The 18,824-nt window shown below is 55.3% G+C and carries 13 protein-coding genes; 8 read left to right on the forward strand and 5 right to left on the reverse strand.

Translation table 11 applies throughout. The annotated features are described in order from the left end of the window. Window position 1: 1 nt before the first annotated feature. A complete protein-coding gene (locus SH248x_RS08125) occupies window positions 2–676 on the reverse strand; it encodes a zinc metalloprotease (protein ID WP_459558031.1) in 675 nt (224 codons plus the stop codon). 556 nt (window positions 677–1,232) lie between these two features. Between SH248x_RS08125 and SH248x_RS08130 the strand changes: the two genes are divergently transcribed. From SH248x_RS08130 to SH248x_RS08150, 5 genes are all read left to right on the forward strand, one after another. After that, entirely contained in the window at window positions 1,233–2,366 is a 1,134-nt protein-coding gene (locus SH248x_RS08130) for a reverse transcriptase family protein (protein WP_459558032.1), read from the forward strand. 399 nt (window positions 2,367–2,765) lie between these two features. Next, window positions 2,766–3,575: a DNA topoisomerase I gene (locus SH248x_RS08135; protein WP_459558033.1), complete on the forward strand. Its 810-nt coding sequence runs from the start codon at window positions 2,766–2,768 to the stop codon at window positions 3,573–3,575. A 130-nt stretch (window positions 3,576–3,705) separates the two neighbouring features. Beyond that, window positions 3,706–4,539, forward strand: coding sequence for a hydroxypyruvate isomerase family protein (locus SH248x_RS08140; protein ID WP_459558034.1), 834 nt, complete (start codon window positions 3,706–3,708; stop codon window positions 4,537–4,539). Between the two features lie 270 nt (window positions 4,540–4,809). Continuing rightward, on the forward strand, window positions 4,810–6,177 hold the full coding sequence (locus SH248x_RS08145; protein ID WP_459558035.1) for a Gfo/Idh/MocA family protein: 1,368 nt from the start codon (window positions 4,810–4,812) through the stop codon (window positions 6,175–6,177). 291 nt (window positions 6,178–6,468) lie between these two features. Beyond that, window positions 6,469–7,311 carry an alpha/beta hydrolase fold domain-containing protein gene (locus SH248x_RS08150; protein ID WP_459558036.1) on the forward strand — a complete coding sequence of 281 codons (843 nt, stop codon included), beginning with the start codon at window positions 6,469–6,471 and terminating at the stop codon, window positions 7,309–7,311. 172 nt (window positions 7,312–7,483) lie between these two features. On the opposite strand, the gene SH248x_RS08155 is transcribed toward SH248x_RS08150, so the two are convergent. Together SH248x_RS08155 and SH248x_RS08160 are read right to left on the reverse strand one after the other, a co-directional pair. Further along, window positions 7,484–8,902, reverse strand: coding sequence for a DUF1501 domain-containing protein (locus SH248x_RS08155; protein WP_459558597.1), 1,419 nt, complete (start codon window positions 8,900–8,902; stop codon window positions 7,484–7,486). Between the two features lie 209 nt (window positions 8,903–9,111). Then, on the reverse strand, window positions 9,112–12,270 hold the full coding sequence (locus SH248x_RS08160; RefSeq protein WP_459558037.1) for a PSD1 and planctomycete cytochrome C domain-containing protein: 3,159 nt from the start codon (window positions 12,268–12,270) through the stop codon (window positions 9,112–9,114). Window positions 12,271–12,632: 362 nt separating this feature from the next. On the opposite strand from SH248x_RS08160, the gene SH248x_RS08165 reads away from it, so the two are divergent. Together SH248x_RS08165 and SH248x_RS08170 are read left to right on the forward strand one after the other, a co-directional pair. After that, window positions 12,633–13,646, forward strand: a complete 1,014-nt coding sequence (locus SH248x_RS08165) for an NHL repeat-containing protein (RefSeq protein ID WP_459558038.1) — start codon at window positions 12,633–12,635, stop codon at window positions 13,644–13,646. Then, window positions 13,646–14,827, forward strand: coding sequence for an FG-GAP repeat domain-containing protein (locus SH248x_RS08170; RefSeq protein WP_459558039.1), 1,182 nt, complete (start codon window positions 13,646–13,648; stop codon window positions 14,825–14,827). The genes SH248x_RS08165 and SH248x_RS08170 overlap by 1 nt, the downstream gene beginning before the upstream one ends. A 122-nt stretch (window positions 14,828–14,949) precedes the next feature. Here the strand turns inward: SH248x_RS08170 and SH248x_RS08175 are convergent, their stop codons facing one another. Both SH248x_RS08175 and SH248x_RS08180 read right to left on the reverse strand, forming a co-directional pair. Continuing rightward, a complete protein-coding gene (locus SH248x_RS08175) occupies window positions 14,950–15,723 on the reverse strand; it encodes an SDR family NAD(P)-dependent oxidoreductase (RefSeq protein WP_459558040.1) in 774 nt (257 codons plus the stop codon). 2 nt (window positions 15,724–15,725) lie between these two features. Further along, window positions 15,726–17,108 (reverse strand): Gfo/Idh/MocA family protein, encoded by a 1,383-nt coding sequence (locus tag SH248x_RS08180; RefSeq protein ID WP_459558041.1) that lies wholly within the window; start codon window positions 17,106–17,108, stop codon window positions 15,726–15,728. Between the two features lie 313 nt (window positions 17,109–17,421). Here SH248x_RS08180 and SH248x_RS08185 point away from each other — a divergent pair, with 313 nt between their 5' ends. Next, window positions 17,422–18,753: an O-antigen ligase family protein gene (locus SH248x_RS08185; RefSeq protein ID WP_459558042.1), complete on the forward strand. Its 1,332-nt coding sequence runs from the start codon at window positions 17,422–17,424 to the stop codon at window positions 18,751–18,753. Window positions 18,754–18,824 lie beyond the last annotated feature (71 nt).

Consider the following 18,824-nt stretch of genomic DNA (forward strand, 5'->3'; position numbering starts at 1 on the left):
CTCAATGCCCGCGTCGACTTCGTTCCTGATACTCCTGGAAACTCTGATAGCCGAAGATCGCGATGTAGACCGCGAAGATCGGCTGACCTACGTAAACCAGCAAAGCCAGAATCGGAACGGCCAGCAGGAACGATGACATCGAAGCCCACAGCGCGCCACGTACCGGACTGAAGTACATGAACATCGCTTGAACGGCCTGTCCTCCATCAAGAGGAAACACGGGCAGCAGATTCAGGATGTTCCAGACAAGCGTAATCAAAGACAGCCACCAGATTCCAAAGCCAAGCAGCGGATGAACCGCGACTTGCTGCGATTCAAGTGTCTTGCTGATCAGCCAGAGTAATCCCAATAGTAAAAATCCGAATCCAGGACCAGCCAGGACGACCACCAGACGCTTGAGCGGAGCCATATGCGAAGTCGTCGCAAAACCGCCGAGGTAATACAGAACGACCTGGGACGTATAGCCATAACGCAGATTCGCCAGGGCATGGCCGAATTCGTGAACGAGCAGTGAGATAAAGACAGCAATCATTCCCATGATCAAGTAAGACATGTCACTTCCCGAAACCTGCCAGGTGACAAAGGCCGCAAGAATCCAGAATGTTCCATTGACGTGGACTGGGACATTGAGAAGTGTGAATTGGAAGTCGACAGGCGTACGTGGAAGGCTGAACATCAAAAATCACCGGAAAATAACAGAAAATCCTGGACATGAAAGGACGTCGAGTTCTTGAAGAATTCGAGAAGACATCGTATTACGCCATCGACTTGCGGGCGAGTCACTGTTGACAGAAATGTGCAGATGCCATGAAATACGGGCTCAGAGAAATACAGGGCTTATGGGTGGCCTAAGCGTACTTACCGCAAGGTAAGGCTGTGGGGATACCCCACGGCAGACACGTTGTTCGCATTTCAGAAGTGAATGAGCTCGCGGTAGGCTTTCAACCGTTCGCTCATTCGCGACAGGACTGGTTACGCGACCCATAAGCCCGTTTTGCATCCTCATGAGATTGGAAGACGCCTGAAGGGATGACTGATTGTTAACGCGACTGCTGAAATGGTTATTTGGGTGGAACAGCTCACCCGCCGAGAGCAGCGCGCCAGATTCGACGCAGGCGTCGACTGTCCCACAGCGACCATCCCTTCCGCCCGACGAGCCAATACGACGAGAGAAGACACGTCGCGTTTTCAGACGCTACAAACTCAGCCGGTTGAGACATCAAAGCGGAGCGGTGCGAACATCGCCGTCCGACGAAGTGATCAAGACCAAGATCTCGCCGTACCCATTCGCCCGCTTGAGTGTCGATGGCAAAAGCTTCCTCGACCTGTCTCGAGACGGCCACGACGAGTCACTCGCCAATCTCCATCTCCCAGTCTTTCATCATCCTGGCGAACTGGCGAGCTGGTTGAAGCTTCCTGTTGGTAAGATTGCCTGGCTGACAGAGCGATTCACTGTCGCGAATCGTCCATTGTCTGTGAATACGGCCCATTATCACTTCACCTGGCTGAAAAAACGCTCGGGTGGATACCGACTCATCGAGTCTCCGAAGCAATTCCTTCGCGCTGTCCAGGACAAAATCCTCGCCGAGATTCTGGAAAACGTCGGCGTACACGACGCCGCCCACGGCTTCATCCCGGGTCGAAGTATCCTGACAAACGCCCTGCCTCACGTGAATAAGGCCGTCGTGGTCAAAGTCGATCTGGAAAGCTTCTATCGACGCATTCGATTCTCGAGAATCGTCGCCATCTTCCGCGCCCTCGGCTATTCTCGAGAAATGGGCATCTGGCTGGGACGCCTGACAACTTCAGCCGCCCCGTCCGATCTGAATTCCCCCTCCGACGACGCCCGCGCGAACTGGGAGTATCTGCCCAGACACTTACCCCAAGGTGCTCCCACATCGCCTTACCTGGCCAATCTCTGCGCCTATAGCCTGGACGTCCGCCTGTCTGGTTTAGCAAAACGTTTTGGCGCCACTTACACACGCTACGCCGACGACTTAACCTTCTCAGGCGACGAAGAATTCCAGAAGTCCCTGTCGATCTTCTTTCAACTCATGCGCACCATCATCAAAGAAGAACGCTTCCGTCTGAACAGCAAGAAATCGCGCGTCCTGCGCATTTCGGATCGCCAGACGGTCACCGGAGTCGTCGTCAACGAAGCGACCAACCCCTCTCGCAAAGAGTTCGATCGCCTCAAAGCGATTCTCCACAACTGCAAAAAACTCGGCCCGACCAGTCAGAACAAAGACAACCACGAGAACTTCGCCGCCCACCTGCGAGGCCGGATCTCCCACATGAACTGGCTGAACCCGATCAAAGGCAAGAAACTGCTGGCGATCTACAACACGATCGACTGGTCGAAGTAGCCTCTTGATCCTTCTCCCGCGAGGAGATCCTATTCTTTTCCTTCTCCCCCGGGGAGAAGGTGGCGGCGCTTCGCCGACGGATGAGGGATCCCTGCGAAGTCCATACCAACGTGTTTTGCTCACCTCTGAGTAACTCTGGTTGTCCCACACCGGGTCGTGCCGTCAAGCCACGAATAGAATCACGGAATAGACGTCCAATATGCAGTCAGTCGTGCCTCTGCCTCTTCACCATCGAAGTTGTGACACACCCCGCGCCCCGGCCACTGAGATTCCTATCTTCAAAACTACTGGACGGTCGATTAGACTGAATGCGGGGATTCACGTGATCCTGACGTCGCCAGAGGACGTTCTGATGAGAGGACTCTAACCGGCCTTTCGGCCATTCAAGGATCTGTTTTCGTGTATCGGCTGTTGATTCCATTTCTGAAGCCGCTGGGACGATTGTTCCTGGGACTGCTGGCGATTCCGATATTTCGGTTCGTCATGCGACGGCTCCTGCGTGTTCAGGAAATCGACGAAGAGCTGGAGAAGGACCTCGAGCAATGGTTCAAGGCTTCGCTGGTCCTGCTGGCTGCCACTGCGAACATGGAAGATACCCTATTCGGGTGGATTCTGCCGACACAGGACGTCGGTCAGATACTGGCGACAACACAGAATTCCTGGTGGGAAGCATGGCTTGTTGGTATGCGGCTCTTACTGGTGATCGGCGTGATCGAAGCAATGCCGGATCAGGCTTTGTTTTCTGTCATTCATCCAGGACCACCCAAACTGTATTTTGATCGCAAGAAAGGCCTACTCTGTTGTGCAAAAGAACAATGGTTCCCGTACTGCAAAGGCTTTCTCTGTCAGCACATCAGCCGGTCTTCGCCTGTTTTCGCGATCCTGTCCGCGATTCTGCATGACGGTGCAGGCTGGTTCTGTTACGTCATGGCGATCGTTCAATACCTGATCATCGGCCTTGTGACCTCACGCGATCGCGCTCTCGATGTCTTGTCAGAATTCGACAAGCAGATCGAAATGCGTCGTCAGGAGATCATCAAAGAATTCGACGTCAAAGACAAACGTAAGGAAGAGAAGAAGAGAAAGAAGTCGCCGACTCCCGAACCTCATCTGCCGGACGATGTGGGTCTTCCGTTTCCTCTCGCAGAAGGGACCGCGTGTACGGCACAAGTCGCGCCAGCAGGCGATGCGGCGAAACGAGTCGTGTAACGGAGTCGCATTGGTTGTTGCTGATCGAAGTCGGTTTGAGTATGCTCAACGGAGTTGTTGCATCCTGATGTTTGCTCCGTTTTGCGCGATGAAAAGATCGCGCCCGTCATAATAGAAAAGAAAGTCGCTCATGGCTTCGTTGAAGGGTCATATCAAACATTCTCTGGCCGAATGGTGCTTTTGTGGAGCTGGCGAACAATGGCCGTTCGAACGCCTGCTCAAAGCCGCGGTCGAACTCGGCGTTCCGTCCATCGAGCTCTGCGACGAAGCCAACTGGCCGGCCCTCAAAGACCACGGCTTGACCAACGCCCTCGTACTCCCCGGCATGCCCGGCGCGCAGTTCATGACCGGCTTCAACAATATGCGTTACCGCGATCAGTTGATGGAAGTCACGACTGCGACCATCAAGAAATGTGAGAAGTTCGGCTTCCCGAACGTCCTGGCGTTCACCGGTTACAAATACAAAGATGCTCACGATCCCAACAGCGGCGAAATCTCGAAAGAGGAATGTGCCAAGCTGACGATCGATGGCCTCAAGAAGATTGCCCCCATCGCCGAAGCTCACGGCGTCACGATGTGCTTAGAGCACCTCAACACCCGCGACGATACCCACCCGATGAAAGGCCACCCCGGTTATCAAGGCGACGACCTCGACTTCATGTCGATGATCGTCCGCGAAGTCAATTCGCCCAATGTCAAACTGCTGTTTGATATCTATCACGTCCAGGTCATGCACGGCGATGTCATCCGTCGTCTGCGTAAAGAGTTCGACATCATCGGCCACATCCACACCGCAGGCTGCCCCGGTCGAAACGAACTCAACGACAAGCAGGAAATCAACTTCCCTGCCATCATGAACGTCATCGTCGAACTCGGCTACAAAGGCTACGTCGGCCACGAATTCATCCCAACGGGCGATACGCTAGCCGGCATCAAGCAAGCCGTTACTCTCTGCGACGTGTAAATAAGACGTCGGGCATTAGGCACCAGACGATGGGAAAAATTTCCCAACGTCTGGGCTTTACCGGGAGGGCGAGGCTCCGTCCGAGCCGCTGTCCCGCGTTGCAACTGCCCATCAGCGAATCGACAACAATTGGTGTGCATGAAGCTGGAGATTGTCGAGGCTATCACAGTCCAATGCACAGCTAACGTATCGCAATGCAAAGTAGCGGCTCGGACGGAGCCTCGCCCTCCCGGTTTCTTCACCTCACCATTCCAATTGCAGGAGTACGCTATGCAACGTCGCTCGTTTCTAAAGACTTCTGCCTTAGGAGCCGCCGCGCTTTCCGGTCTCAATACCGCGGGCCTTTCCTCTTCGCTGTACGCAGCCGGACAGGAGAAGACTTACCGCGTCGGTCTGATCGGGGCAGGGTGGTATGGCAAAAATGATCTGTTTCGCTTGCTTCAAGTTGCCAATGTCGAAGTCGCAGGGATTTGCGATGTCGATAGTGTCATGCTGGAACGTGCCATCGACATGACCGCCGTTCGACAGAAGTCCGGAGCCAAGCCGAAAGGCTATGGCGATTTCCGTGAGATGCTTAAAGCAGAGCCTTTCGACATCGTCCTCGTCGGCACGCCGGATCACTGGCATGCACTCGCGATGATCGAAGCCGTCAAATCTGGTGCAGACGTCTACGTTCAAAAGCCCGTCGGCGTCGACTTCGTCGAAGGGGAAGCCATGGTCGCCGCTGCTCGCAAGCATGATCGAATTGTTCAAGTCGGCACTCAGCGCCGCAGCACACCTCACCTGCTCGATGCCAAAAAGCAGATCATCGATGAAGGTCTCCTCGGCAAGATCAGCCATGTGGATGTCGTCTGTTTCTATCACATGCGTGCCCGACAAAAGCCAACCACAGCAACACCACCCGCCAATCTCAATTACGAGATGTGGGCCGGTCCCGCTCCGATGATTCCCTATCAGCCAATCATCCATCCACGCAGCTGGCGGGCCTTCAAAGAATACGGCAACGGCATCATGGGGGACATGTGCGTCCACTTCCTCGACTTCGTCCGCTACCTGCTTGGACTGGGCTGGCCGAAGCAGGTTTCCGCCACGGGCGGGATCTACGTCGATAAAGCCAGCGTTGCCAACATTCCCGATACCCAGTCGGCCCTCTTCACCTACGATGACCTCACGATTAACTGGACGATGCGCAGCTGGGGAGCAGCCGCTGACAAAGACTACCCCTGGGGCGCGATCATCTATGGTGACAAAGGAACGCTCAAAATGAGTGTCAACTCCTGGGACTTCATCCCCGTCGGCGGAAACGGGAAGCCGATGCGAGGAACCGCTGTCATCGAGGAGTTGACCGAGCACGAGAAGACGGAACCCGATCTGGAAAAACCAGTCACCGTCGCGACGCGCGCCCACCATCGCAACTTCGTCCAATCAGTCCAGTCACGCCAACTCCCCGTCGCCGATATCCTGCAGGGTCATATCTCGTCGGCTACCTGCATCCTCGGCAATCTCGCCATGGATCTGGGACGCACGCTGACGCTCGACCCCCAAACCGGCCGCCCCATCGGCGACGAAGAAGCCACCAAACTCCTGATGCGCCCCTACCGCGACCCCTGGGTCCACCCCACCGCCGAAAAGTTCTAACGGCCTGTGTGTGTCCCTTCTCGCTTGAGCGGAGAAGGTGGCAGCACAACACCTCAGGTGTTTACAGAACACAGTGCTGACGGATGAGGGTGGTCGCTAGGCAAGCGTACGCCCTCATTCGCAACTCGAACCACAGGCGATGGTCTTCCTTCTCAGCCACCCTTGAACAAGCCCACCCAAGAAAATTTTTGCCTTCCTGAATCTCTCATCGTACGATAACGGCGTTATTCCCCCCGCCATTTGTCTTCCCGTGTGTGCCACCACACCGCAAGTCTTCCTAAAGGACTGCCGATGATCCGTGTCTGCCTGCTCGCTCTCCTTCTCTGCACCAACAGTCTCTACGCCTCCGAACCCGAGCGAACGACGCACGTTTACGCCACCACCCCCGAAGGTCAACAGCTCAAGCTTGACCTCTACCGCCCAGCCGAGCAGACACGCCCGCTGATCGTCTGGATGCACGGCGGCGGGTGGATGAAAGGGAACCGCTCCTCCTGTCCCATCAAGCCACTGCTGGACTGCGGCTACCCGATCGCCAGCGTCGAATACCGCCTGACCGACGTTGCCAAGTTTCCCGCACAGATTCATGACGTCAAAGCCGCCATCCGCTATCTGCGAAGTGAATCCGAGACGCTCAAACTCAAGTCAGACGTCGTCATCGCCGGCGGCACCTCCGCTGGTGGTCACCTGGCTGCCCTGCTGGGAACGACGAATGGTCATCAGGAACTCGAAGGCAAGCTCGGCGATCATCTGGAAGCTTCTTCGAATGTCGACGCCGTCATTGATTACTTCGGCCCGACGAATCTGAACTCCATCGTTCCCGAAAAGCTCACCATCCGGGTGGAAGCGCTGGAACTGCTGCTCGGTGGCATGCCCAAAGAGCAGGAAGAACTCGCCCGACTTGCCAGCCCTGTCGCTCATGCCGATGCCAGCGATGTTCCCATCCTCATGATCCACGGCGGCTTCGATACGACTGTCCCGCTCGCTCAATCGAAGGAACTTAAGAAGGCTTACGATGACAACGGCCTGACCAGCGAGTTGATCATCATCCCGTTCGGACGCCACGGCGGCCGTGAGTTTTTCGATACTCAAAAAATGCAGCAGATCGACGAATTCCTCAAGCGAACAGTCCAGTAGGAGATATAGCGAAGTAGAAATTCGCAGACTTCCCTCATCCGACCTCGAAGACTCGGCCACCTTCTCCCCGAGGGAGAAGGAACAAAGTTAAAAGAGACGCGTCGGGGGCGTTTGACGCATAACGCATGCGTTCCCGAGCCGTTGGGAAGACGCCCCCGACGCGTTGGATTGGTTACGCCAATAATTCCTTCACGACATTCCCGTGAACATCCGTGAGACGATAATCGCGTCCCTGGAATCGGTAAGTCAGCTTGGTGTGATCGAAGCCGAGTAGATGCAGGATCGTCGCATGCAGGTCATGGACATGGACTTCGCCTGACGTCACGTTGAAGCCCAGCTCATCTGTCTCGCCGTGTGTGTAACCCGCTTTAATCCCGCCACCAGCCATCCAGATCGAGAAACAGTTCGGGTGGTGATCCCGTCCATCGCTGCCCCCTTGCACCATCGGCGTGCGTCCGAACTCGCCACCCCAGATGACGAGCGTCTCATCGAGCAACCCACGCTGCTTCAAATCTTTCACCAGGGCGGCACTGGCTTGATCCGACGCTTTGCAGTTGGCAGCGATTCCACTTTTGAGCCCGCCATGCTGGTCCCAGGATTCATGGAACAGCTGGACGAAACGAACCCCACGTTCCACGAGACGACGGGCCATCAGCGCATTCTTCGCAAACGAAGACTTCTCCGGCTCGACCCCGTACATCTCAAGCGTCTCTTTGGTCTCACCAGATAGATCAATTGCTTCCGGTGCGCTGGCCTGCATGCGGTAGGCCATTTCATACGAGTTAATACGGGTCGCGACTTCCGGATCGCCGAGCATTTCCAGACGACGTCGATTGAGCTTATTGATGGCATCAATCTGTTGCTGCTGGCCTGCAGGCGTGATCCCCGGCGGGTTCGATAGATACAAGACAGGATCGCCCGTCGAACGGAACTCGACTCCCGAGTAGACTGTCGGCAAAAACCCAGATCCCCAGTTGGAAATGCCCGCGCTCGGACCTTTCCCGCCCGAGTTAAAGACAACATACGCCGGCAGGTCTTTCGATTCACTCCCCAGCCCGTACGTCGTCCAGGCCCCCATACTTGGACGTCCAAACTGCTGCGAGCCAGTCGACATCATCAACTGAGCAGGAGCATGGTTGAAGGCATCGGTCTTGAGTGATTTCACGATGCAGATGTCGTCAGCAATCTTGGCCAGCTCCGGCAACGTCTCCGACAGTTCCGCACCGCTTTGACCATGGCGGGCAAACTTGAACTTCGGTCCGAGAAGCTTCGAATTCGGATTGATGAAGGCAGCACGATAGTCTTTCAACAGATCAGCCGGTGGCAGCGAGCCATCGAGTTCGCCGAGCTTGGGCTTATAGTCAAACAGCTCATGCTGACTGGGACCGCCCCCCATGAACAGCAAAATGACGTTTTTGACCTTCGGTGCAAAGTGAGGCTGACGTGGGTCGAGCGGATTCGCTGGCGCTGCTTGCGTTCGATCCGCCATCAGACTCGTCAGCGCAATCGAACCCAGCCCGTACCCACACTCGCCAAGAAACCAGCGGCGCGAACGCATGTGATTGAAATAGGAGGTATTGAAGTTCATCATCATTACCAGTCGTTACGTCCATTTTTCCCGTGAGGGGAGCTATACTCTGTCCCTTCTCCCTTGAGGGGAGAAGGTGCCCGAAGGGCGGATGAGGGTGGCGCATAGGCACTAACCGGCCCTCATTTTGTCTTGGTCGTTAGGAAACGATCTTCTGTGTTTGGTTTCAACTTTTACATGCGTATATCGATTAACGGTCCGCACAGCGGACCCTACTTAGAGAGGCTCTCATCCAGGTTGAGTAACGTCCGAGTCATCGTGATCCAGGCGGCATGCTCTACTATCGAGATAGTCGATCCCGAAAGGTTGCATTTCTCTTCTGCCTCACGCGGAACCGAATGTTTGACGAGATCCTCTGCCGCCTGAGGCGTCTTGGTGTAGTAATCACGCTGAGTCTTGAGCAGGTCGGTCAAGACAGACATCTCATCGGGCTCGGGAGTTCTTGAGGTACATATTCGAAAAGCATACGCCAGACGAGCTTCATCATTGGCCGTTGGATCAATCTTGAGAACACGAGCCGCGAGTGCATGGGAGGCTCGCAGGAACGAGATTTCGTTGAGAGTCGTCAGCGCCTGCATCGGGGTATTCGAGCGAGGACGCTTCACACAGGCAACATCCGCTTTCGGTGCATCAAAGACCTGCAGGACCGGGTGATTGACGCTGCGAAACCAGAAGGTATACATGCTGCGTCGATACTGCTGACCGGGCAGATGAGAATCCCATTGCTTATTCGAATAACTCGCAGGCTTCTGAAACAAAAACGCCGGTGCATCCGGAAAGACGCTCGGTCCCCCCATCGTCAGGTCGAGCAGCCCGGCATTGTAGAGTGCAGAATCGCGAATCATCTCTGCGGGTAGACGAAACGAGGGCCCGCGACTGACCAGCCTGTTCGCAGGATCTCGTTCCAGCTTCTCAGGAGAAACATAAGCCGACTGACGATAGGCCGAAGACGCCACAATCAGACGATGCAGATGCTTGAGGCTCCACCCGTTCTCCATCAGTTCGCAGGCCAGCCAGTCGAGCAATTCAGGATGCGAAGGGGGATCACTCTGGGTTCCCAGATCCTCCGGTGTCGAGACAAAACCTGTCCCAAAATACGCCTGCCAGATACGATTGACGATCACCCGAGCCGTCGTCGGCGAATCCTTCGAAGCCATCCAGCGGGCAAATCGCAAACGATCAGGCTCGGCAGTTTGAGGCATCGCATTGAGAAAACTGGGGACTCCCGGATTCACCGCCGCCGTCGGCTTGAGGAAGTCACCTCGCGAGAGGATATGGGACTGTCGCGGATGCGGACGCTCCTGCACGACCAGTTGAGTCGTCGGCTCCGGAAATTGCTTCAGAGCATCAGCGATCTGCTGATTGAGCGGATCTAGATCCGCCTGCAGTGTTCGCCAGTATTCAAACACCGTCTGCCAGTTCTCAGCCGTCCAGCGAACACGTTCCGTATGTAACAGATCGTCAACGGCCCAGGGGAGAAGCTGATCCTTCTGAGTGAGCAACAGCGGATCATCACTGATGGAAACTCGGAAGCGGCCGATGATGTTGTTCTCTTTGTTGTCCGAATCATCGCCGCCATGTTTTTGCCGCAGCGTGACAATCAATCGGCTCCCCTCGGGCATGAGCACCCGGTCTTTCAGCTTCAACACCGCATGACGTGACTGATTGCGATCCGCAGGCCCGGAGTCGGTCGACCAGCCAGTCTTGATGTCGTTATCAATCGCAAATTGAGCCGGCCCGCTGGTGCGTGGCTTGTCTTTATCCTGCGACGGAATGTAGTGCAGCCCATCGACCGTCTTCGTGGCAGGGTTCACATCCGCAACAATGCTCTCCCAGGCCAGTTCAGTCGCCTTCCCATCTTGATCAAGCAGATAAAGATCAAGTTCAGAAAGAGAATTAGTCCCGTTGAGGGCACGCCCCGGACCACTGCTGGGAAGCTGTGGATGAGTCAACAGCTCCAGCCGAACCCATTGAAAAGACGTTCCTGCGGGGAGATCTCCATAGAATTCGTCATCGGAGAATGTCGGCGCGTAGCTTTCCGAAATGACCGACTTGTCATCGAGAAACCGAAATTTCTGCCCGTCATAAGAACGACGTTCCAGCTGCACACGATGCCAACTCGGCAGCTGCGTGCGTTGTTGCTCCACCCAGGCGAAGAGCTTTTCACTCCAGTCGGGTCGCTGAGCCTTTGCCTGCTGTTCGAGTTGATGAACTTGAGCCTGGATCGCCTTGATCTGTTCGCGCTGAGCGGGGGAGTGATAGACGACATCTGCTTCATAAACATTGTTCAGGAAGGCAAACATCTGGTAGTACTCCGCGTGCGTCAGCGGATCGTACTTGTGTGTATGGCATTGGGCACACTGCGTCGTCACACCGAGGATCGCTTTGCCAATGGCGTCCATCCGGTCAAACATCCCCTCGATACGGAACTGTTCCGCATCCGCTCCCCCTTCTTCATTCACCATCGAATTGCGAAGAAACCCGGTCGCGATCTTCTGTTCGATGGTCGCATTCGGAAGCAGGTCACCGGCAATCTGCTGGGTCACGAACTCGTTGTAAGGCATATCCGCATTCATCGCGTTCACGACCCAGTCGCGATACAACCACGAGATCCGCGGCGAATCTTTCTCATACCCATCGGAATCCGAATAACGCGCCGCATCCAGCCACTCGCGCCCCCAACGCTCGCCATACCGCGGCGAGGCCAGAAGCTGATCGACCAGCTGTTGGTACTTCTCACGATTCTCGCTTTCGAGATAAGCATCAAGTTCTTCAAGAGTCGGTGGCAGCCCCGTGAGGTCGAGGTAAACGCGACGAATCAACGAGGCTTCCTCAGCAGGAGGATTCGGAGCGAGTTGGTTCGACGCCAGCTTCTGCAGAATGAACTGATCGATCGGACTCGCAGTCCACTCACTCGTCGCTGCACTCGGCACTTCAGGACGAACGGGAGCAGTGAATGCCCAATGCGTCGCCCAGGGAGCGCCCTGGCTGATCCACTGTTTGAGAAGCTCGACTTGAGCAGGAGTCAATGACTTCCCATGCTCCGGCGGTGGCATCTGGATCGAGGCGTCCGTCGAGAGAATGCGATTCAGGACTTCGCTGTGTTCCAGGTCGCCCGGCTTGATCGGAGCAACGCCGTCAATCTCGCGTTTGGCTGTCTGCTCCAGATCCAGTCGTAAGTCCGCTTGTCGGGTCGATTCATCCGGACCATGACACAGGAAACATTTATCAGACAGGATCGTTCGAATCTGACGATTGAAATCGATCGGCGCAGCAGGTCCCTCGGCAGCCTGCATGCGCGACGAAGTCGACGCAAAGCTGATCACCAGAAAGACCGCAAGACAGACGATACGTGGGAGAGTCGTGGACATCGTGTTTTGACAGGACGTCACGGCCAACTGAAAGCACTTTATACCGACTTTTGAGACAGCGATATTGAATCGAACCGTCTCAGAGTTGGAATGCATCGCTTCGGGCTGTGACAACCAGATGCAAAGAAGGCCAACGAGATGGTGCAGATTCAAGTAGAATCGGTCCGCCTGAGTTCAAGCTCTACCAGGCAGTAGCAACCGGACGATTACTTATATATGCTCAGTTGCTGATAAGTTCAAGGCGAATCTGCCATGCTCGGATATTTTTACGCCTGGCCAGAAAAGACACATCGCAATTTTCGCAATCGGCTAAAATTGCCAACGCCACCCCGGCAGCCACGAAACTTACGAAGGACGACCTCATGACCACCGCCAAGACATCTCTCTGGGCAGGACTCTGTCTGCTTCTCAGCATCGCAACGCCCCTGCACGCAGAACTTCCCACCATCGAACTCATGACTGCCAAAGACGGCCTGGTCGAGCCCTTCGACGTCGACATGGATCCCGAAGGGAATCTCTACGTCATCGACTACAAAGGTCACCAACTCTGGAAGATCGGCGTCGATGGCAAAAAGACACTGCTGGCAGGCACGGGCAAGGCAGGGTATTCCGGTGATGGCGGCCCCGCTCTCGATGCCACCTTCAAAATGCCGCACGTGATCGAAGTCACAAAGACTGGCGAGATCTACATCGCCGACACCATGAACTCTGCCGTCCGGCTTTACGATCCTAAGACGAAGAACGTGACCGCGTTTGCAGGCAATGGCACTCCCGGGTTTTCCGGCGACGGCGGGCCTGCCTCCGCTGCGATCTTCAACGAAGCGTATCACCTGTGTCTGAATAAAGAGGAATCCCGCCTGCTCATCACGGACCTCAAAAACAAACGACTGCGAGAAGTCGATCTCAAAACCGGGATCATAGACACCATCGCGGGAACAGGTAAAAGCGGGTTCTCCGATGAGGGAGCCGACGTCAAATCGAATCCACTCAACGATCCCCGCGCTGCAGTGTATGGTTGGGACAAGGAGATCTATCTGATCGATCGAGGTGGGCACCTGCTTCAGAAAATTGACTCTGATGGCAAACTGACGACCCTTGCTGGTCACCGTGGGACCAAGGGAAATCGTAGCGGCGAGGGCACGTCCGCTCACATGAACGGCCCCAAAGATCTGTGCATAGCTGGTCAGCAGACGATCTATGTCTGCGACACGGAGAATCATGTCATCCGTACCTACGATTTGAAAACTCGACGCATGAATACACTCGCTATCAGCGGTTTGAAACGCCCTCATGGTGTGTACTATCGCGACGGAAAGCTTTACATTGCAGACAGCGAACGCGGTCGTTTACTGCAAGTTGAGGTTGAGGCTCATTGATGACGGTCAGGAACAAACTGGTCAGTGCCGCGCTATGCATCGTCATCGCGCAAACGGCGCTGGCTGGTCATCCGCAATTCGAGCGACGTGATTTCAAGCTCCCTCAGGAAATCTCCTCTGTTGTTGCGATCGATCTGAATCTCGATAACCAGCTCGACTTCGTCGCTGTCGGGACAACGCAAGTTTACGGCCTCATCTCACCCGACTGGAAAACAAAACTCCTCGGCGACTACCCGGGCGGACGCTTCAGTCATGCGATCGTCATCGACTGCGATCAAGACGGCGACGATGACCTCGCGGTTGCAAGAACGACGTCCGACTGGGTCCGCTACCGTCAGGCTCTTATCAAAGGCGAAAAACCGCCGCGGCCAACCGGTGTCGACTTCTCCATCGGCTGGCTCGAAGTCGACGGCTCGATCGAAAACCCGCTTCGTTTCCGCACGATCGACACACAATTCGATCACGTCTTCGGCATGACGTCGGGCGATATCGACCAGGACGGCATGCCCGACCTCGTCGCTGGCAGCTACGCAGGCCCTTTTGAAAACAGCATCGCGTTCTACCCCGGTCATCAAAGACAAGTCGGCAACACCCGCTCCATTGTTTCGCGTGGACTCGTCAAAGGGCGACTCCATCATCTCAACGTCGCCGATCTGATCAGTGGCGACGAACTCGAAGTCATCGCCGCTGCGTCCGCGGCAGGGACCATTCACTTTTGGAAACGCGATGACAAAAGCGGCCTGTGGGATTCCCATCTGATCGCAGCGAACCTGCCCGGCGCCACTCATCCCGTGACCGGCGATATCGATGGGGACGGCCAACTTGATATCGCCATCAGCTGCGGCCACGGCCAAGGAGTCTACTGGTTCCGCGGCCCGGACTGGGAACGGCGAACAATTGACGAATCTATCAAACAGGGCCACGCCTTCAGCGGTCGCGACATGGATAACGACGGCGACCTCGACTTCGTCCTCGGCTCCAGCGAAACCGGCACACTCGTCTGGTACGAAAACAACGGAAACGAACAGTTCTCGCGACGCGAAATCGATACGGACACCAATCAGCCGTACGAAGATCTGAAACTAATCGACATCAACAATGACGGCAAAATGGACATCCTCATCGCCGGCGGTACGAAAAAGAATCTAGTCTGGTACCAACAGCAAGATCGTAACAAATAGCGCCTCGGTAAAAATTCACGTGTGCCACGGCTGTGTCAGCCGTGCGATCGCGCATTGAACGTCCATCTTCACGGCTGACACAGCCGTGGCACACACGCAGCCTGGCTTCTCGACCCAAACTTCTACTGAGCCGTCCAACCACCATCGACCATCAGCATCGAACCAGTCGTATAACTGGACGCCGGGCTGGCCAGATAAATCGCCGCCCCTTGAATCTCTTCCAGACGCGCCCAGCGTTTCAATGCAGTCGCTCCAACGACAAACTTCTGACCATCGTCTGTGTGCGCGATGGATTCATTCATATCCGTCAGAAACGGCCCAGGGCAAATCGCATTGACAGTGATGTTGTCCGCAGCCGTCTCTAATGCCAGGGTCCGCGTCAACTGTGTAATCGCCCCTTTGCTCGACGCGTAAGGTGTTCGCCCCGCCAGCCCCACAACCCCCAGCGCACTCGCCAAGTTGACAATCCGTCCCCAACCGCGTTGCTTCATCACCGGGACCACCGCGCGACAGCACAGCCATGTCCCCGTGACGTTGATCGTCATCACCTCATTGAACTCATCCAGCGTAAGTTCATTGATCGGGCGACGAATATTGATCCCCGCACTGTTGATGAGAATATCAACACCACCAAACCTCGCCACGACTTTCTCTACCATCGCCGCGACATGCTCCTCCGAAGCCACATCAGCAGAAAGGCCCATCGCCTGAACGCCAAACTGGTCAGCGATGGCCTGGGCCTTCTGTTGAGCTTCCTCAGCATTTCGACTGACGAGGACGACATTTGCGCCCGCAGAGGCGAGTCCCTGGGCCATGGAAAAACCAAGGCCCTTGGAACCACCTGTAACGATCGCGGTCTTACCCGTCAGATCGAAAAGCTTCAGACCGATTGTCATAACTAAGCATACTCGCGATCGATGACAATCCCTGGCGATGGAACCGGGTACTTGCCATTCTCGTTCATCTGCAGCGGAGCAGGGCCGTCAGCCGTCAGATTCGCGATGTTCGGTGCGAACTCATGATCATGCTTCATGAATTTCTCCAGCGTGATTTCCTGACCGGTGTGAGCAGCCATGCGTCCCATGGACGTCACAGCAGATGCCATCACTCCGCGTTCCACTTCGTTGTACGCCGCGTTGTCGCGGATCGCGGTAATGAAGTGATCCCACTCGAGTTGATAAGGGTTCGGCTCTGGTTGTGGGAACGCCCAGGTCTTGGTCGCGTCGGTGATTGACTGACCTTTGTGAATCGCACAGTGAGCAGGCCAGTGACCGGCTGTCGAGATCACGCCAACACCCTTGGTCCCGTGAGCAAAGCTGGCGAACTCGTTCTGGCAGCCTGGAATCGTACGACCATCCACGAACAACTTGGCACCGTCATCGAAGGTATATTCCATCGAATAGGTATCGAAGTTTTGATCGATATAGTCGCCACGATAATGACGTCCGCCCAGAGCAGTTGCACTGACAGGCCATTTGCCCTTCATCCAGCAGGCTTCGTCGATGTTGTGAATCAGGAAGTCACTGACCGCACCGCCGCTCAGCCACAGGAAGCTGTGGAAGTTCTTGATCTGGTACTCCAGTTCGGTGTACTTATTCCCGCGTTGAGGGCGAGTGTGAGCAGAAGCCGTCAGACCAGCCATGCGATAAGCACGCAGCATGGTGATTTCGCCGATTTCCCCATCATTGATTCGCTTGAGAAGCTCCTTACGAGCATCGCAGTGACGGCACATCAGACCGACAGCCACTTTGAGATTCTTTTCGACGGCCTTCTTGTTGATCTCCAGAAAACGAACCGACGTCGGAGCGTCGATCGTGACTGGTTTCTCCATGAAAACGTTCAGGCCTTTTTCGATCGCATAGGTATAGTGAACCCAGCGGAATCCCGGAGGAGTCGCAAGAATGACAATGTCACCTGGCTTGAGGCAATCCATGCAGCTCTTGTAGGCATCGAAACCGACGAAGCGACGCTCGTCGGGCACATCGATCATCTCAGCGACTTCTTTTTTGCCTTTAAGAGCGTTGTGTGCGCTGTCGATGTTGTTCGGGAAAACATCGCCCATCGCCACCAGCTTGAGATTTCCATTCTTAACCGACAGCGAGTTAAGAGCAGCCCCCGTCCCACGGCCACCGCAACCAACGAGCGCTACCTGAATTGTGTTATCTTCGCCAGCATAGACAGAAGCAGACAGGTTGCTGGCAGCCATGAGGGCACCAGCAGTCACACCTGTCGTGGCTAGAAACTGTCGTCGCGACGTCGAGAACGTGTTATCTACGGACATGATCTTATCCTTCTGAGTCTCATCAGAGATACTGGTCGCAGGTGCCGGGACATGCCACCTTCGCGTGTGAAATTTTGATAGATTCCACGTTAGCTAACGAACCGCCCCCTGTCCAATCATCTTCACCGTTCTGCGCCCGAAAATGTATTCAGCTAACATTTTGCAGTATGGACGCATGAGGCATGCCGACGCTGAAGAGATGCCCCTGAAAAGAAAATTTTTCTGCGTTTGAGAGAGAAAAGAGTCACGCCCGATCGCTACCATCGCGATGTCGAATTCGGACAAACTTTCATCATTTGGAGTCATGACTGGAATGCTGGATCCACAGACGGGTTGGCTGGTCAGTGTCGTTTTTAGTCTGGTCATCGGATTAGGATTCGCTTTCTGGAAGGGAGCGGAGACCGGCCTTGGAATCGCCGTGGTCGCCAGTTGCCTCTTTCCAGACTGGCTGGAATATCCACTCGCAGGCCTGCCGTTCACCGTTCGCACGGCAGTCTCCGCCATCGCCATTGGTACCTATGCACTTCGTTATCCCTGGCGAATCAAATCACCGATCATACCGCTCGATTTCGCCGTGGCGGGCCTGGTCGTCGCTCATACCATCACTGACTATTACTACGGAGTCGGCTGGCTGGCTGGACTTCGCGGCTACGGCGAATGGGCTCTACCTTACGTCTGCGGACGTTACGCGTTGCGCAGAAATGAAAATCCCGTCATCCTCGGCTGGGCCGTTTGTACGCTCCTGGTTTTGCTCAGCATCGGAGCGATCATTGAAGTAGCGACGAAAACAAATGTCTGGGAAGTCGTGTTTGGAAACCGCAGCGGTCAGTTCCCTCGCGATGCAATGCGCTATGGTCTCAAGCGAGCCTACGGAAACACCATCCACCCGATCTTTTATGCCATGCAGCTGGTCGTCCTGCTTCCCTGGCCAATTTACCTCTGGCGAGCCACCGAGAACGTATCTGCCCGAACAATTGCAGGGACTGTCCTCTTGATTGCGTTCCTCGGCAGCATTTCAACAGTCTCACGTTCACCCATACTGGCATTCATCGCGGTTCCGGTTTTTGCCCTGGCCGTAAAATTTGTCTGGGCACGCTGGCTGGCTGGACTGGCCGCGATCGCAGTCCTCGTTCTCATGTTTCAGTCACCTGTCGACTTCACCAAAGATGCAGCTGCTGCCGCTGGTGATGAATTCAAACAGGTCTACATCGGAGACGAAAAAGTCCCCATCAGTAGCCTGATGACCCGATTCTGGCTGTACCGCGTCTATTGGCCGGCCCTCCAGGACGGCGGATTGCTCGGATACGGCACGCAAGCGACCTCAGAATTTCCAGTCGACGTTCCTAAACGCCCAAAAAATGCGGATACGTTGTATATGTTCCGCTGGATCGACAATGCATACATCCTCCTTGGCCTGCGTTTCGGTCTGATTGGTCTCATCGCTTACGTCATCTTTCTCCTGACCGCGATCGGTACTGGCTTGAGCTTGCGACGGGATCGCTACTGGTCAACGATGGCGATCAGTTTCGCCTCCACTTACCTGACTTTGGCGATGATGCTCTTGAGTGTATGGATGTCCTACGACTTCGGCTTCGAATCGCTTTGGATGGCTGGCGTGATCGGGGGAATTCGCTCAGAACAATAATGGCGAGTTGTCTCTGCACGAAAGGCAGTTCCGATTTCAACACATTTTGATATATAGGGTTGCGTCAATCG

The organism is Lacunimicrobium album (assembly GCF_052161635.1).
GTDB lineage: Bacteria > Planctomycetota > Planctomycetia > Planctomycetales > Planctomycetaceae > SXPC01.

Coding starts and splice junctions, on each gene's coding strand:
- SH248x_RS08165 (WP_459558038.1), top strand. CDS start 12,633: ATGACCACCGCCAAGACATCTCTCTGGGCAGGACTCTGTCTGCTTCTC.
- SH248x_RS08150 (WP_459558036.1), top strand. CDS start 6,469: ATGATCCGTGTCTGCCTGCTCGCTCTCCTTCTCTGCACCAACAGTCTC.
- SH248x_RS08140 (WP_459558034.1), top strand. CDS start 3,706: ATGGCTTCGTTGAAGGGTCATATCAAACATTCTCTGGCCGAATGGTGC.
- SH248x_RS08180 (WP_459558041.1), bottom strand. CDS start 17,108: ATGTCCGTAGATAACACGTTCTCGACGTCGCGACGACAGTTTCTAGCC.
- SH248x_RS08170 (WP_459558039.1), top strand. CDS start 13,646: ATGACGGTCAGGAACAAACTGGTCAGTGCCGCGCTATGCATCGTCATC.
- SH248x_RS08125 (WP_459558031.1), bottom strand. CDS start 676: ATGTTCAGCCTTCCACGTACGCCTGTCGACTTCCAATTCACACTTCTC.
- SH248x_RS08160 (WP_459558037.1), bottom strand. CDS start 12,270: ATGTCCACGACTCTCCCACGTATCGTCTGTCTTGCGGTCTTTCTGGTG.
- SH248x_RS08145 (WP_459558035.1), top strand. CDS start 4,810: ATGCAACGTCGCTCGTTTCTAAAGACTTCTGCCTTAGGAGCCGCCGCG.
- SH248x_RS08175 (WP_459558040.1), bottom strand. CDS start 15,723: ATGACAATCGGTCTGAAGCTTTTCGATCTGACGGGTAAGACCGCGATC.
- SH248x_RS08185 (WP_459558042.1), top strand. CDS start 17,422: ATGCTGGATCCACAGACGGGTTGGCTGGTCAGTGTCGTTTTTAGTCTG.
- SH248x_RS08155 (WP_459558597.1), bottom strand. CDS start 8,902: ATGATGAACTTCAATACCTCCTATTTCAATCACATGCGTTCGCGCCGC.